This window comes from Streptomyces sp. NBC_01428, assembly GCF_036231965.1.
GTDB lineage: Bacteria > Actinomycetota > Actinomycetes > Streptomycetales > Streptomycetaceae > Streptomyces.
In genome coordinates this window covers 3060466-3075679 of record NZ_CP109499.1, presented here as the reverse complement: position 1 = coordinate 3075679, position 15214 = coordinate 3060466, and the positions used below count along the sequence as shown (strand labels likewise).

Annotated in this window: 15 protein-coding genes; 12 read left to right on the top strand and 3 right to left on the bottom strand. The window is 72.7% G+C overall.

Going from position 1 to position 15214, the window contains the following annotated elements:
• The first annotated feature begins 13 nt into the window (after positions 1 to 13).
• The 3 genes from OG406_RS13170 (at position 14) to OG406_RS13160 (ending at position 2049) form a co-directional block, all read left to right on the top strand.
• Complete coding sequence (locus OG406_RS13170; RefSeq protein WP_179165310.1) at positions 14 to 181, top strand: hypothetical protein; 168 nt, start codon at positions 14 to 16, stop codon at positions 179 to 181.
• A 326-nt stretch (positions 182 to 507) separates the two neighbouring features.
• Positions 508 to 720, top strand: a complete 213-nt coding sequence (locus OG406_RS13165) for a DUF4190 domain-containing protein (RefSeq protein ID WP_107482801.1) — start codon at positions 508 to 510, stop codon at positions 718 to 720.
• Between the two features lie 159 nt (positions 721 to 879).
• Positions 880 to 2049: a cysteine desulfurase family protein gene (locus OG406_RS13160; protein WP_329185848.1), complete on the top strand. Its 1170-nt coding sequence runs from the start codon at positions 880 to 882 to the stop codon at positions 2047 to 2049.
• 76 nt (positions 2050 to 2125) lie between these two features.
• Here the strand turns inward: OG406_RS13160 and OG406_RS13155 are convergent, their stop codons facing one another.
• Positions 2126 to 2821, bottom strand: coding sequence for an N-acetylmuramoyl-L-alanine amidase (locus OG406_RS13155; protein WP_266846663.1), 696 nt, complete (start codon positions 2819 to 2821; stop codon positions 2126 to 2128).
• Positions 2822 to 2881: 60 nt separating this feature from the next.
• On the opposite strand from OG406_RS13155, the gene mnmA reads away from it, so the two are divergent.
• The gene (gene mnmA, locus OG406_RS13150) at positions 2882 to 4003 is read left to right on the top strand and encodes a tRNA 2-thiouridine(34) synthase MnmA (protein WP_164369020.1); all 1122 of its coding nucleotides are present in this window, start codon (positions 2882 to 2884) and stop codon (positions 4001 to 4003) included.
• Between the two features lie 67 nt (positions 4004 to 4070).
• Here mnmA and OG406_RS13145 read toward each other — a convergent pair whose 3' ends face one another.
• Together OG406_RS13145 and OG406_RS13140 are read right to left on the bottom strand one after the other, a co-directional pair.
• Entirely contained in the window at positions 4071 to 4862 is a 792-nt protein-coding gene (locus tag OG406_RS13145; RefSeq protein WP_329185844.1) for an alpha/beta fold hydrolase, read from the bottom strand.
• 65 nt (positions 4863 to 4927) lie between these two features.
• On the bottom strand, positions 4928 to 5251 hold the full coding sequence (locus tag OG406_RS13140) for a DUF427 domain-containing protein (protein ID WP_327408885.1): 324 nt from the start codon (positions 5249 to 5251) through the stop codon (positions 4928 to 4930).
• A 50-nt stretch (positions 5252 to 5301) separates the two neighbouring features.
• On the opposite strand from OG406_RS13140, the gene OG406_RS13135 reads away from it, so the two are divergent.
• The 8 genes from OG406_RS13135 to OG406_RS13100 all read left to right on the top strand — a co-directional run bounded on the left by OG406_RS13135 (position 5302) and on the right by OG406_RS13100 (position 15205).
• Positions 5302 to 5841: a TIGR00730 family Rossman fold protein gene (locus tag OG406_RS13135; RefSeq protein WP_329185843.1), complete on the top strand. Its 540-nt coding sequence runs from the start codon at positions 5302 to 5304 to the stop codon at positions 5839 to 5841.
• A 96-nt stretch (positions 5842 to 5937) separates the two neighbouring features.
• Positions 5938 to 6636 carry an SDR family oxidoreductase gene (locus OG406_RS13130; RefSeq protein ID WP_329185841.1) on the top strand — a complete coding sequence of 233 codons (699 nt, stop codon included), beginning with the start codon at positions 5938 to 5940 and terminating at the stop codon, positions 6634 to 6636.
• 30 nt (positions 6637 to 6666) lie between these two features.
• The gene (locus tag OG406_RS13125) at positions 6667 to 7674 is read left to right on the top strand and encodes a methionine synthase (protein WP_329185839.1); all 1008 of its coding nucleotides are present in this window, start codon (positions 6667 to 6669) and stop codon (positions 7672 to 7674) included.
• A gap of 15 nt (positions 7675 to 7689) precedes the next feature.
• Positions 7690 to 9885, top strand: a complete 2196-nt coding sequence (gene ligA / locus OG406_RS13120) for an NAD-dependent DNA ligase LigA (protein ID WP_326842281.1) — start codon at positions 7690 to 7692, stop codon at positions 9883 to 9885.
• Positions 9886 to 10145: 260 nt separating this feature from the next.
• Positions 10146 to 12386, top strand: coding sequence for an EAL domain-containing protein (locus OG406_RS13115; protein ID WP_329185838.1), 2241 nt, complete (start codon positions 10146 to 10148; stop codon positions 12384 to 12386).
• Between the two features lie 772 nt (positions 12387 to 13158).
• Positions 13159 to 13455, top strand: a complete 297-nt coding sequence (gene gatC / locus OG406_RS13110; RefSeq protein ID WP_015036350.1) for an Asp-tRNA(Asn)/Glu-tRNA(Gln) amidotransferase subunit GatC — start codon at positions 13159 to 13161, stop codon at positions 13453 to 13455.
• A gap of 5 nt (positions 13456 to 13460) precedes the next feature.
• Complete coding sequence (gene gatA / locus OG406_RS13105; protein WP_267048615.1) at positions 13461 to 14966, top strand: Asp-tRNA(Asn)/Glu-tRNA(Gln) amidotransferase subunit GatA; 1506 nt, start codon at positions 13461 to 13463, stop codon at positions 14964 to 14966.
• 8 nt (positions 14967 to 14974) lie between these two features.
• The gene (locus OG406_RS13100) at positions 14975 to 15205 is read left to right on the top strand and encodes a hypothetical protein (protein WP_164369057.1); all 231 of its coding nucleotides are present in this window, start codon (positions 14975 to 14977) and stop codon (positions 15203 to 15205) included.
• The last annotated feature ends 9 nt before the right edge of the window (positions 15206 to 15214 follow it).

Below are 15214 nucleotides of genomic sequence, written 5' to 3'. Positions count from 1 at the left end.
CGAGAGGCATCCCATGCTGTTCCTCGTCGCCGCACTCCTGCTGCTCGGCGTCGTCATGGGCACCGTGGCGCACGCGCCGCTGCCCGTCACCCTGGTCGCCGCGGCCGTCATCGGCATCTGGCTGGTCGTGTTCGCGCTGCGTGAGCGCGGCGCCCGCCGCCGGCACACCACCGCCGGCTGACCTCCCCGCCACCCCACCCTCGCCGACCGGCCCGTGATCCCCTTCCTTCACCAACTGACCGTTGGGAGCTGACGTACGTCATGGCCATCACCACTCACACCGCCGGCACCACCCGATCCGCCGGCACCACCCGCAGCGCCGACACCACCCGCAGCGCCGGCACCGACTTCGACACCGCTCGTGGCACCGACCCGACCCGCGGCACGGACGCCGCCCCCGGCGCGCGGACCGTGCGCACCGAGAACGACGCCCGCCCCACGGAACCCGTCCGCGCGGAGGCGACCGCGCGCACCGCCCTCGGGCGCCGCGTCCGGGACGCCGACGGCATGGCCGTGGCCGCCTTCATCCTCGGGCTGGTGGGCCTCCTGGTCCTCAATGTCTTCCTCGGCCCCATCGCCGTCGTCCTCGCCTCCGTCGCCCTGTGGCGCGGGACCACCCGCCGCGGCCGCGCGTTCCTCGGTCTCGGTCTGGGCATCGCCGACCTCGTCGTCCTGATCGCCTTCATGCACGTCGACAGCACGGTGTCCTGGAGCTTCTGACGGCGGCCTCCTGATCGGCGCACGGTGAACGGAGTCCGCTGAAGCGCCCGTTCCGGTCCGGGGAGGACGCCTCGGCCGGTGCGCGCGCGGTCCGCGGCGACGGCCGAGCCGGTGGGGGCAGCGTCGGGGGAACGAAGGGCCCGTAGAATCGGGCCCACCATGGCTTACCTCGACCACGCCGCGACCACCCCCATGCTCCCCGAGGCGGTAGAGGCACTGACCGCCCAGCTGAGCGTCACGGGCAACGCCTCCTCCCTCCACGCCGCCGGCCGCCGCGCCCGGAGGACGGTCGAGGAGTCCCGCGAGAGCCTGGCGGACGCCCTCGGCGCCCGTCCCAGCGAGGTGGTCTTCACCTCCGGCGGAACCGAGGCCGACAACCTCGCGGTGAAGGGCCTCTACTGGTCCCGCCGCGACGCCGACCCCGCCCGCACCCGCGTCCTGTCGAGCCCGGTCGAGCACCATGCCGTCCTCGACGCGGTCCACTGGCTCGGCGAGCACGAGGGCGCCACGGTCGAGTACCTGCCCGTCGACGCGTACGGCCGGGTCCACCCCGACGCCCTGCGCGAGGCCATCGCCCGCAACCCCGACGACGTGGCCCTCGCCACGGTCATGTGGGCCAACAACGAGATCGGCACGCTCATGCCGGTCCGCGAACTGGCCGACGTGACAGCCGAGTTCGGCATCCCGCTGCACGCCGACGCCGTCCAGGCCTTCGGCCAGGTCCCCGTCGACTTCGGCACGTCCGGCCTCGCCGCGATGACGGTCTCCGGCCACAAGATCGGCGGCCCGTACGGGATCGGCGCGCTGCTGCTGGGCCGCGAGTACACCCCCGTGCCCGTGCTGCACGGCGGCGGTCAGGAACGGCACGTGCGCTCCGGCACCCTCGACGTGCCCGCCATCGCCTCCTTCGCGGTCGCCGGACGGCTGGCCGCCGAGCAGCGCGAGTGGTTCGCCCGCGAGATCGGCACCCTGCGCGACGACCTCGTCGACGCCGTCCGCAAGGCGGTGCCCGACGCGATCCTCGGCGGCGACCCCGCCCCCGGCGGCCGGCTGCCCGCCAACGCCCACTTCACCTTCCCGGGCTGCGAGGGCGACTCGCTGCTCCTGCTGCTCGACGCGCAGGGCATCGAGTGCTCCACCGGCTCCGCCTGCACGGCGGGCGTGGCCCAGCCCAGCCACGTCCTCCTCGCCACCGGCACCGACCCGGACCTCGCGCGCGGCACCCTCCGCTTCTCGCTCGGCCACACCTCCACGGACGCCGACGTCGCCGCGGTGGCCCGGGCGATCGCCCCCGCCGTGGAACGGGCGCGCACCGCCGGCCTCACCTGACCGGCCCGGCGCGCGCCCTCGGCCCGCGTCCCGGCCCGAGACCGGTCCCCGGGGGCGACCGGCCTTCAGACCGCGCTCACGCCGCCGCCGTCCGTGCCCGCCGGACGAGGCGCAGATACCGGTCCCAGTCCCAGTACCGCCCGGGGTCGGTGTGGTCGGTGCCCGGCACCTCCACATGGCCGATGATGTGCTCGCGGTCCACCGGGATGTCGTACCGCCCGCATATCCCGGCCGTCAGACGCGCCGACGCCTCGTACATCGCGTCCGTGAACGACGAGGCGCGGTCCACGAAGCCCTCGTGCTCGATGCCGACACTGCGCTCGTTGTACGCGCGGTTGCCCGCGTGGAACGCCACGTCCAGCTCACGGATCATCTGCGTGACGTGACCGTCCTTACGGACGATGTAGTGCGCCGCCGCACCGTGCCCCGGGTCCTGGAAGACCCGCACCGCGCTCGCGAAGCTGCCCTGGGTGACATGGATGACCACCCGGTCTATCGAGTAGTCGTCGGGACGGTCCGCCCGCCGCCAGTTCGCCGTCGACGCCGCCACCCACTGCGCGCCCCGGGAGTCCACCGCTCCCACGACCCGCTCCTTCTCGACGCCGGGCAGCCGCCACCACAGATGCGTCAGCACGTCCCGGGCGATCGCGGCCGTGCCCACCGCGGCCGCCACACCCCCGACGAGCAGCACCCGGCGCCCGACCGCCGCGTCCGCGTCCTTGGCCGCCGCCTTGCCGCCACGGCCCTTCGGCTTCCCCTTTTTCTCCCCCATGCGATCTTCAACGGATACTCGCGGGATCCGGTTCCCGTCGCCCCGTACTCTGGAGGGGTTATGACTGACACCTCGCAGCGCCCCCTCCGCGTCCTCGCCGCCATGTCGGGCGGCGTGGACTCCGCCGTAGCCGCCGCCCGCGCCGCCGAAGCCGGGCACGACGTGACGGGCGTGCACCTCGCCCTCTCGGCGAATCCCCAATCGTTCCGGACCGGCGCGCGGGGCTGCTGCACCATCGAGGACTCGCGCGACGCCCGCCGCGCGGCCGACGTCATCGGCATCCCCTTCTACGTCTGGGACCTCGCCGAGCGGTTCCGCGAGGACGTGGTCGAGGACTTCGTCGCCGAGTACGAGGCCGGCCGCACCCCGAACCCCTGCCTGCGCTGCAATGAGAAGATCAAGTTCGCCGCCCTGCTCGACAAGGCGCTCGCGCTCGGCTTCGACGCGGTCTGCACCGGTCACTACGCGCAGGTGATCGTCCGCGAGGACGGCACCCGCGAGCTGCACCGCGCCTCCGACATGGCCAAGGACCAGTCCTACGTCCTCGGTGTCCTCGACGACCGCCAGCTCGCCCACGCCCTGTTCCCGCTCGGCGACACCGTCACCACCAAGGACGAGATCCGGGCCGAGGCCGAGCGCCGGGGACTCGCCGTCGCCAAGAAGCCGGACTCGCACGACATCTGCTTCATCGCCGACGGAGACACCCAGGGCTTCCTGGCGAACCGCCTGGGCAAGGCGGAGGGCGACATCGTGGACGAGGCCGGAGCGGTCGTCGGATCCCACGAGGGCGCGTTCGGCTTCACGATCGGCCAGCGCAAGGGACTGCGCATCGGCACCCCGGCACCGGACGGCAAGCCGCGCTACGTCCTCGACATCTCGCCGGTGGACAACACGGTGACGGTGGGCCCGGCCGCGTCCCTGGACGTGTCCGCGCTGACCGCCCTCAAGCCCCGCTGGTGCGGCGCCGCCCCCACCGGCCCCGGCACCTACACGGCCCAGCTGCGCGCCCACGGCGGCGAGACGGAGGTGGCGGCCGAGCTGGTCGACGGCTCCCTCCGGGTCACCTTCACCGAGCCGGTCCGCGGGGTCGCCCCCGGCCAGGCGATCGTCCTGTACGACGGCACACGCGTGGTGGGCTCGGCGACGATCGCGACCACCACGCGCGCGACGGCCGGCGTCTGACCCGACGGCCGCCTGGCGCGACCGTGTACGGCGACGCCTGGCCGGGCGCGACAGCCGTCCGGGGCGGCTAGCCCCGGTCGCCCGCGTCGAAGAACTCCGCCAGCACCGGGGCGAGCACGACGGAGTCGACCATGTGGGTCTGGCCCTCCAGGGTGCGGTACGAGCCGCTGGGCGCCGTGTCCGCGACGACACGGGCCGCCTCGCGCATCCAGCCCGGGCTGGCGTCGCCCGCGATCGACAGCAGCGGCACGGGCACGGCGGCGAGGCGTTCGCGGGGCACCGTCCCGTCGCCGAGCGCGGCGTTGTCGTACGCCAGGGTCGGAGCGATGGCCTCCATGCCGGCCCACGCGTGGGACAGACGGATACCGGTGATCGTCTCCGGCGGTGTGCCGACCCGGGACAGGAACAGCTCGACGGCGTCCCCCCGGCGGTCCCGCGCGAGCAGTTCCGTCAGCCGCTCGGTGTACTCGGCCCGCTCCTTGCCGCCGCGGTCGTCGAGAGCGAAGGGCGTCTCGTAGACCGCGACTTCGCGCACGGGCAGCCCGCTCGCCACCGCCCTGAGGGCGAGCGCGCCGCCCGACGAGATGCCGTAGAGCGCCGCGCTGCCCCCGGATGCCTCGACCAGCGCCGCGATGTCCTCGACCTCGCGATCGACCGCGAAGGGCCCGGTGTCCCCACTTCCGCCGCGGCCCCGGCGGTCGTAGGTGACGGCCCCGAAACGGTCGGACAGGGCCTCGGCGAGGGGCGCCAGTGTGGCGCCCGTGCACATGGCCCCACCGACCAGGACGACCGCCGGGCCGTCACCGAAACGCTGGTACGCGATGGGGGTCCCGTCGCGCGAGATGGTCTTCTTGTCCATGCCTGGGAAGACTGCCGGGTGGTCCGGAACTCATCGCGTTGCCACGCCCGCGTGGGGGCGCGACGTCAGGACACGTCCTGCTCGTAGAAGCAGAAGTGGTCCTTGATCCCGGCGACGTCGGGCTTGGGGTCGGGGTAGGCCCACACGAGGTCCGCCCCGTCCGGGCGCGACCAGTACGACGCGGTGCCCTTGAAGGGGCAGTACGTGTGGGTGTCGGAGGGCGTCAGCAGATCGAGACGGACGTCCTCGGGCGGGAGGTAATAGCGCACCGGACAGCCGGTCTCGCGCAGCACCAGGGGGCGGTCGCTCTCCGCCAGGACCTGGTCGCCGTGCACGACGCGGACGTGCTGGGTGCCCTGCTCGATGGTGATCGTGTGTCCTTCAGCCATACCGGGAAAGCGCTCACGGGCCGCGATTCGTTCCCGCGTACGGTGAAGACATGAACATCTGCGTCTTCCTCTCCGCCGCCGACCTCGACGACCGCTACACACGCCCCGCGCGGGAGTTCGCCGAACTCCTCGGCAAGGGCGGCCACACGCTGGTGTGGGGCGGCTCCGACGTCGGGCTGATGAAGGTCGTCGCCGACGGCGTCCAGGAGACGGGCGGACGCCTCGTCGGCGTCTCCGTGGACTTCCTGGCCGCCAAGGCCCGCCCCGGCGCCGACGAGATGGTCGTCGCCCGTGACCTGGCCGAGCGCAAGGCGCTCCTCCTGGCGAAGGCGGACGCAGTCGTCGTCATGGTCGGCGGCACCGGAACCCTCGACGAGGCGACGGAGATCCTGGAGCTGAAGAAGCACGGCAAGACCGAGAAGCCGGTGGTCCTGCTCAACACGGCCGGGTTCTACGACGGCCTCAAGGAGCAGTTCCGCCGCATGGACGCCGAAGGCTTCCTGCCCCGCCCGCTGACCGACCTGGTCTTCTTCGCGGAGGAGCCCGTGGGGGCCGTCGCCTACCTGGAGGAGAGCCTCGGCACCCAGTGAGGTGCGCTCGCCGGCCGAGGCGCCGGCACGCGGCGACGTGCGGGCCCTCCTGACGTACCCGGACCTGGTGCGGGACCGGCGGCCGGTGATGCGAGCATGGCGTCCATGGCTACACATGTGATCACCGGGGCCGGTTCCGGCATCGGCGCGGCCGTCGCCCGCCGCCTGCACGCGCGCGGGGACGACCTCGTGCTCCACGCGCGCGACGCGGGCCGCGCGAAGGAACTCGCCGCCGCGTACCCCGGGGCGAATACCCTGGTCGGCGACCTGGCGGACCCCGACAAGCTCTCCTGGGCGTTCTCCCACCAGACGCTCCCCGACAGCGTCGACTCCCTGCTGCACATCGCCGGCGTCGTCGACCTCGGCCCGGTCGGCGACCTGACCCCGAAGTCCTGGCGCCACCAGCTCAACGTCAACCTCATCGCCCCCGCCGAGCTGACCCGCCACTTCCTGCCCCAGCTCCGCGTCGCCCAGGGGCACGTGCTGTTCGTGAACTCGGGCGCGGGCCTCAGCGCGCACGCCGACTGGTCCGCCTACGCCGCCTCCAAGCACGGCCTGAAGGCCCTCGCGGACTCCCTGCGCCACGAGGAGCACGCCGCCGGTGTCCGGGTGACCTCCGTCTACCCCGGCCGCACCGCCAGCCCCATGCAGGCGAAGGTCCACCAGCAGGAGGGCAAGGACTACGACGCCGCACGCTGGATCGACCCCGAATCGGTCGCGACCACCATCGTCATGGCGCTCGACCTGCCGCGCGACGCCGAGGTCAACGACCTGACGGTGCGCCCGGGGCGCTGACCTCCCCCCGGCATTCCGTACGCTTCCGGGGTGAGCGAAAACAGCGTGTTCAGCTTCGGTGCGGCCACCGGGGTCGGGTCCATGCCGGGCGGCGACGCCCGGGAGGCCGCGAAGACCGTCACCGGTTCCGTTGAGGACTTCCCCCACCTCGCCGAACTCCCCGCGCGCGGGCCGGGCGCCGACATGATCGGCCGGACCGCCGGGATGCTCGTCGAGCTGTACGCGCGCGTGGAGCCCAGCGGCTGGCGGATCGGCGACCGGCCGGGCCGGGACACCAAACGGGCCCGGTCCTGGCTGGGGGAGGACCTCGACGCCCTGGAGGAGTTCACCCAGGGCTACACGGGCCCGCTGAAGGTGCAGGCGGTCGGCCCCTGGACGCTGGCCGCCGCCCTGGAACTGCGGAACGGCGAGTCGGCCCTGTCCGACCCGGGCGCCTGCCGCGACCTGGCCGGCTCGCTCGCGGAGGGACTGCGCGTCCACCTCGCCGACGTACGCGCCCGGATCCCCGGCGCCCAGATCGTCCTCCAGCTCGACGAACCCTCCCTCGTCTCCGTGCTGCGCGGACAAGTACGCACCGCCAGCGGCTACCGCACCCACCGCGCCGTGGACCGCCAACTCGTCGAGGGCACCCTCCGCGACGTCCTCGGCGCCCACGCGGGCGGACCCGTCGTGGTCCACTCCTGCGCCCCGGACGTCCCCTTCGCCCTGCTCCGCCGGGCGGGCGCGACGGCGATCTCCTTCGACTTCTCGCTGCTCACCGAGCGTGACGACGACGCGATCGGAGAAGCCGCCGAGAGCGGGACACGTCTGTTCGCCGGTGTCGTCCCCGGCGTGGACGGTCCGTTGTCGGACCCTGCCGGTAGCGTCATGGGTGTCAGGACGCTGTGGCGCAGGCTGGGGCTGCGGCCGGGGCTGCTCGCGGAGGCCGTCACGCTCACTCCGTCGTGCGGACTCGCGGGGGCTTCCCCCGACTACGCGCGCAAGGCGCTCGCCCACTGCGTCCGGGCGGCGAGATCCCTCGCGGACAACCCTGAGTAACGGGAGGACACAACGGTGGCCGGCGAAAAGCACGCAGAGCCCACATCGGTACCCGCCGAGGCACGGGAGAAGCACGCGCAGCTCGCTGAGCAGATCGAGGAGCACCGCTTCCGGTACTACGTGAACGACGCGCCGGTCGTCAGCGACGCCGAGTTCGACAAGCTGCTGCGCTCCCTGGAAGCCCTGGAGGAGGAGCACCCCGAGCTGCGCACCCCCGACTCGCCGACCCAGAAGGTCGCGGGCGCGTACGCCACGGAGTTCACCTCGGTCCAGCACCGCCAGCGGATGCTCTCCCTGGACAACGCCTTCTCCGACCTGGAGCTGGCCGCCTGGGCCGAGCGCGTCGCCAAGGACGTGGGCACCACCGACCACCACTTCCTGTGCGAACTGAAGGTGGACGGCCTCGCGGTCAACCTGACGTATGAGCGGGGCCGTCTCACGCGCGCGGCGACCCGCGGCGACGGCCGGACCGGCGAGGACATCACGCCCAACGTCCGCACGATCGCGGAGATCCCCGACCGCCTGACCGGCGACCGCGTCCCGGACCTCGTGGAGATCCGCGGCGAGGTCTACTTCCCGATGGAGAAGTTCGAGGAGCTCAACGCCCGCCTGGTGAAGGCCGGCGACAAGCCCTTCGCCAACCCGCGCAACGCGGCGGCCGGTTCACTGCGCCAGAAGGACCCGCGCGTCACCGCGACCCGCCCGCTGCACATGGTCGTCCACGGCATCGGCGCCCTGGAGGGCTTCGACGGCCTCGGCCGCCTGTCCGAGGCCTACCAGTTGCTGCACTCGTGGGGCCTGCCCACCACGCGGTACGCCAAGGTGGTGGACGACCTCGACGGCGTACGGGAGTTCATCGCGTACTACGGGGAGAACCGCCACTCCGTGGAGCACGAGATCGACGGCGTGGTCGTCAAGCTCGACGAGATCCCCCTCCAGGGGCGGCTCGGCTCCACCTCGCGGGCGCCGCGCTGGGCGATCGCCTGGAAGTACGCGCCCGAGGAGGTCAACACCAAGCTCCTCAACATCCGCGTGGGCGTGGGCCGCACAGGCCGCGTCACTCCGTACGCGCAGGTCGAGCCGGTCACGGTCGCGGGCTCCGAGGTCGAGTTCGCCACCCTGCACAATCAGGACGTGGTGAAGGCCAAGGGCGTCCTGATCGGGGACACGGTGGTGCTGCGCAAGGCCGGTGACGTCATCCCGGAGATCCTCGGCCCGGTCGCCGACCTGCGGGACGGCAGCGAGCGGGAGTTCGTGATGCCGGCCGAGTGCCCCGAGTGCGGTACGCCGCTGCGCGCCATGAAGGAAGGCGACATCGACCTGCGCTGCCCGAACGCGCGCAGCTGCCCGGCCCAGTTGCGCGAGCGGCTGTTCTACCTCGCGGGCCGCAAGGCCCTGGACATCGACCACTTCGGGTACGTCGCCGCGGCCGCCCTCACCAAGCCGCTGGAACCGGCCGAGCCGCCGCTGACCGACGAGGGCGACCTCTTCGACCTCACCATCGACCGGCTGCTGCCCATCAAGGCGTACGTCCTGGACCAGGACAGCGGGTTGCCCAAGCGCGATCCGAAGAGCGGCGAGGAGAAGATCGCCACGATCTTCGCCAATCAGCAGGGCGAGCCCCGGAAGAACGCGCTTGCCATGCTCGACACCATCGCCGCCGCCAAGGACCGCCCGCTCGCCCGCGTCCTCACGGGCCTGTCGATCCGTCACGTCGGCCCCGTCGCGGCCGAGGCGCTGGCCCGCGAGTTCCGCTCCGTCGACCGGATCGAGCAGGCGACCGAGGAGGAGCTGGCCACCACCGACGGGGTGGGACCGATCATCGCCGCCTCCCTCAAGGAGTGGTTTGCCGAGGACTGGCATCGCGAGATCATCCGCAAGTGGCGGGCCGCCGGGGTCCGGATGGAGGACGAAGGCGCGGGCGAGGACCAGGGGCCGCGCCCGCTCGAAGGCCTCACCGTCGTCGTCACCGGCACGCTGGAGCACCACACGCGGGACGGCGCCAAGGAGCAACTCCAGAGCCGTGGAGCGAAAGTGACCGGTTCTGTTTCGAAGAAGACGTCATTCGTGGTGGTCGGTGACAATCCTGGTTCCAAGTACGACAAGGCGATGCAGTTGAAGGTTCCGGTTCTGAACGAGGACGGCTTCGCGGTCCTGCTCGAACAAGGACCCGAAGCGGCGGCGGACGTCGCACTTCCGATCGAGGAGTAGCGGTTGAAGGCCACCCGTTCGGCGCATATCAGATGCATACGGGTGGCCGGGTCGCATTCGGGCAACCGTAGACGACCGCTGCCCGTGGAAGCCCTCCGCGGCCTACTGTTGACGTGTGCGCCCACCGTGCCCAGTTGCGGCCGGCGCACCCCCTGTTCCTCGGGAGCCGGGGGAAGGGTTTTCCGACGTGGCTCCGTTGGCAGTTGTCGCCGGCGACGGACCGCGTGGCGTGGGCACCGCCGGCTGTGAGAGGGACGGGAATGGAACCGACCGAGAGCGCCGCCCCGGACTCCCGGCTGCGACTGAGCCGGATGACCGGCGCGTGGCTGGCGGGAATGCGGACCGGACGGTCCGCGCAGCGTCCCGCGCCCAGCGGCCTCGGTGCCGCACCGCTCGGCGCTCCCGCCCCGTCCGGCGCCGGCCCGCTCGCCGCCGGGCGCGGCACCGGTCTGCCCGGCCAGGACCCCGAACGCCGCACGGCCTGGCCCGCACTGCCCGCGGCGGTCGTCGGCGCGGCCGGCATCGTCCTGGGCGCCGGTTTCTACCGGGCGTTCAGCGGCCACCACGCGCTCTTCCCGTGCGGCACCGTCGGCTGGGCCCTCGCCCTGCTGACCGGCATCATCGTCGGCCACCTCGTCGCCCTCGGCCGCGCCCGCTGGTGGGGCGGCACCGGCTCCGGCGGGGCGCTCATCCTCGCGGTCCTGCTGCTCTACGGCTGGGTCCCGGCCGGAATGGTCAGCCTGACCGTCGTCGTCCTGGTCGGCACGGCCCGCCGCAACCGCTGGCGCCAGGGCGTGCTGCACGGCGCGGTCGACATCCTCGGCATCGGAGCCGGAGCGCTCGTCCTCGCCTCGTTCGGGCGGTTCCCGAGCGTCGAGACCCCCTGGGACGCCACGACCTGGACGCTGTACGCGGCTCCCCAGGTGGTCCTGGTCGCGTGCACCTACCTGGCCGTCACCCGGGGCCTGCTCTGGTGTCTGCACGCCCGGCGCGGCGGCGGACTGCGCACCGTCGCCCGTACGGCCCTGGTCAGACAGGGACTCGTCGCCGTCGCCGTGCTCGGTATCGCGCCGCTCGTGTGCGTCGTCGCGATGTCCCAGCCGATGCTGCTGCCCCTCTTCTCGATCCCGCTGATCGCCCTCGACTCCACCCTGTGGATAGCCCGCGCGCGGGCCGAGGAACAGCTCCGTGACCCGCTCACAGGACTGCCCAACCGGCAGTGGCTGCTGGAGCGCACCTGGACGGCCCTGGACGACGCCGAGCGCATCGGCGCACGGTCCGCGCTCATGCTGATCGACCTCGACCGGTTCCGGTCGGTGAACGACACGTTGGGGCACCTCGCCGGTGACCGGCTCCTCCTCCAGATCGCCGACCGGCTACGGCTCGCCCTGCCGCGCGGGGCGGAGGCCGCACGACTCGGCGGGGACGAGTTCGCCGTGTTACTGCCGGTCGCGGACTCCACCACGTCGGCCACCCGCGTCGCCCGCAACCTCGTCGCCGCCCTCGGCTCGCCGCTCGACCTCGACGGACTCACCCTCGTCCTGGAGGCCAGCGCCGGGCTCGCCGTCTTCCCCGACCACGCCCTCGACGCCGAGGGGCTGCTGCGCCGGGCGGACGTCGCGATGTACCAGGCCAAGCGCGACCGCACGGGCGTCGAGGTCTACGAGTCCAAGCGGGACTCCAACACCCCCGACCGACTCGGCCTGCTGGGCGACCTGCGCCGCGCGCTGGACGCCGGTGACGTCGAACTGCACTACCAGCCCAAGGTCCGCTTCGACGGGCAGGTGGCCGGCCTGGAGGCGCTCGTCCGCTGGGTGCACCCCGAGCGGGGCAAGGTGCCGCCGGACGAGTTCATCGCGATCGCCGAGTCGTCCGGGCTGATGCCCCACCTCACCGAGTACGTCCTGGAGACCGCCCTCGCGCAGGTCGCCCGCTGGCGCGCCCAGGGTCTGTTCGTACCCGTCGCGGTCAACGTCTCGCCCCGCGACGTCCACACCCCCGGCTTCGCCGGCTCCGTCGCCGCCCGTCTCGCCCGGCACGGCGTCCCCGCGGGAGCGCTCCAACTGGAGATCACCGAGCACGTGCTCCTGGAGGATCCGCAGCGGGCCGCCGACACCCTGGCGGCGCTCACCGGGCACGGCGTGAAGATGTCGCTGGACGACTTCGGCACCGGGTACTCCTCCCTCGTGCATCTGCGCAGGCTCCCCGTCAGCGAGCTGAAGATCGACCGGTCGTTCGTCGCGCGGCTCGCCGTCGACACCGAGGACGCCGAGATCGTGCGCTGCACCGTCGATCTCGCGCACTCGCTCGGGCTGCTCGTCGTCGCGGAGGGCGTCGAGGACGACGAGACGTGGGAGCGGTTGCGGGATCTGGGGTGTGACGCGGTGCAGGGGTGGCTGGTGGCGGCGGCGATGCCTCCGGAGGAGGCCACGGCGTGGTTGCTGGCGCGGGGGTCTCGGGGGTGGCAGCGGCCCCGCGCCGCGCTACCCGCGGCGGAGTAGCCCCCCTTTCCGGGTGGGATCCCACCCACCCCGCCCGCCCGTGACTGCCTCCCGAGAAGCCGGGCTCGCCGGTGGTGCTTGCTCGCCGTCGGCGTCCGCCCGCCGGGCCGGCGGTTCCCACCCGCGCACCGCCCGTTGGGGGTCTCCCGAGAGGCTGGGCTCGCCTGTGGTGCCTCGTCGCCGTGGGCGTCTGCTCGCCGCGGGGTGGTGGTTTCCCACCCGCGCACCGCCCGTTGCGGATCTCCCGAGAAGCTGGGCTCGCCCGCGGTGCTTGCTCGCCGTCGGCGGGTGGTAGCGCGGAGGGGCGGGCGCCGACGGCGGGGAGGCCGCGCGGGAGGGCTGTGCCTGGTGGTTGGGGGTCATGGGTGGTGCGGGGGTGGGGGAGTGTCCGGCCGGAGGCCGGCCTCTGGTGCGGTGGACGCCGACGGCGGGAGGCCCGTGCGGGAGGGCTGTGCCTGATGGCTGAGGGTTACGGGTGGTGCGGGGGCGGGGGATCGTCCGGCCGGAGGCCGGCGGTCCGGTGGGGTGCACGCCGGTCGGCGTCGACGCACCGGAGACCGGCAGGCTCGGTGGGGCCGATCGCCGGGCAGGCGCGATGGGGCGACGGCCGGGCAGGCTCGGTGGGCCGACCGCCGGGGTGAGAGGGGCGTGGGGGATTGCGGGGGTTGGGCGGAGGTCCCGGGGGCGTCCGTGGCAAACCCGGGCGCGGGCACTGGCGCGGGACCCATAGGATTGGGCCAAACCACACACACTCACCCCAGAGGATCGCTGCATGCCTGGCATCACGCGCGAGGAGGTCGCCCACCTCGCACGGCTGGCGCGTCTGGAGCTGAAGGGCGAAGAGCTCGACCACTTCGCCGGCCAGCTCGACGACATCATCGGCGCGGTCGCCCGCGTCAGCGAGGTCGCCGACCAAGACGTACCGCCGACCTCTCATCCGCTGCCGCTGACGAACGTCATGCGCGCGGACGAGGTCCGTCCGTCGCTCACCCCCGAGCAGGCGCTCTCCGGCGCCCCGGCCCAGGAGCAGCAGCGTTTCAAGGTGCCGCAGATCCTGGGGGAGGACTAATCACCATGACGGACACCAACGTCAACATCATCAAGCTCACCGCCGCCGAGATCGCCGAGAAGATCGCGGCGGGCGAGCTGACGGCCGTCGAGGTCACCGAGGCCCACCTCGCCCGGATCGGCGCCGTCGACGAGAAGGTGCACGCCTTCCTGCACGTCGACCGCGAGGGCGCCCTCGCGCAGGCCCGCGCCGTGGACGCCAAGCGCGCCGCCGGCGAGAAGCTCGGCCCGCTCGCCGGTGTGCCGCTCGCGCTGAAGGACATCTTCACCACCGAGGGCATCCCGACCACGGTCGGTTCCAAGATCCTCGAAGGCTGGATCCCGCCGTACGACGCGACGCTCACCAAGCGGCTGAAGGCCGCCGACGTCATCATCCTCGGCAAGACCAACATGGACGAGTTCGCCATGGGGTCCTCCACCGAGAACAGCGCGTACGGCCCGACCGGCAACCCGTGGGACCTCACCCGCATCCCCGGCGGCTCCGGCGGCGGCTCGTCCGCGGCCCTCGCCTCCTACCAGGCGCCGCTCGCGATCGGCACCGACACCGGCGGTTCCATCCGCCAGCCCGCCGCCGTCACCGGCACGGTCGGCGTCAAGCCGACGTACGGCGCCGTGTCGCGGTACGGCATGGTCGCCTTCTCCAGCTCCCTCGACCAGGGCGGCCCCTGTGCCCGTACGGTCCTGGACGCGGCCCTGCTCCACGAGGTCATCGCCGGCCACGACCCGATGGACTCGACGTCCATCGACGCCCCGGTCCCGCCGGTCGTCGAGGCCGCCCGCAACGGCAGTGTCGCCGGCATGCGCGTCGGCGTCGTCAAGCAGTTCCGCGGCGAGGGCTACCAGGCCGGCGTGGTGCAGCGCTTCGACGAGGCCGTCACCCTGCTCAAGGAGCTGGGCGCCGAGATCGTCGAGCTGGACTGCCCGTCCTTCGACCTGGCGCTCTCCGCGTACTACCTGATCGCCCCCTCCGAGTGCTCGAGCAACCTCGCCCGCTTCGACGGCCTGCGCTACGGCGCGCGCGTCGGCGACGACGGCACGCACTCCGCCGAGGAGGTCACCGCCCTCACCCGTGAGGCCGGCTTCGGCCCCGAGGTGAAGCGCCGCATCATGCTCGGCACGTACGCGCTCAGCTCCGGCTACTACGACGCGTACTACGGCAGCGCCCAGAAGGTCCGGACGCTCATCACCCGCGACTTCGAGAAGGCGTTCGAGCAGGTCGACGTGATCGTCTCGCCGACCACGCCCACCACCGCCTTCCCGATCGGCGAACGCGCGGACGATCCGATGGCGATGTACCTCGCGGACCTGTGCACCATTCCGACCAACCTGGCCGGCAACTCCGCCATGTCGCTGCCCTGCGGTCTCGCCCCGGAGGACAATCTCCCGGTCGGTCTGCAGATCATCGCCCCCGCTCTCCAGGACGACCGGCTGTACAAGGTCGGCGCCGCCGTCGAGGCCGCCTTCGTGGAAAAGTGGGGGCACCCGCTGCTTGAGGAGGCTCCGTCGCTGTGAGCAAGGCAATGTCCAAGGCCAAGGGTTTCAAGAAGTCCAAGTCCGGCACGTACCTGTCCATCGCCGGCACGGCCTTCGGGGCGCTCGGTGTCGCGAAGCAGGTCAAGAAGGCCCGCTTGGAGAACGACACGCTGCGCCTGCTCGACGCGGCCGTGTCCGCCGCCGCCATCGTCACCGGCCTCGCCATCCTCTACCGGGAGCTCAAGCGCCTGGGCGACGACGACGTCCTGCTGGGCTGAGAGGGAAGT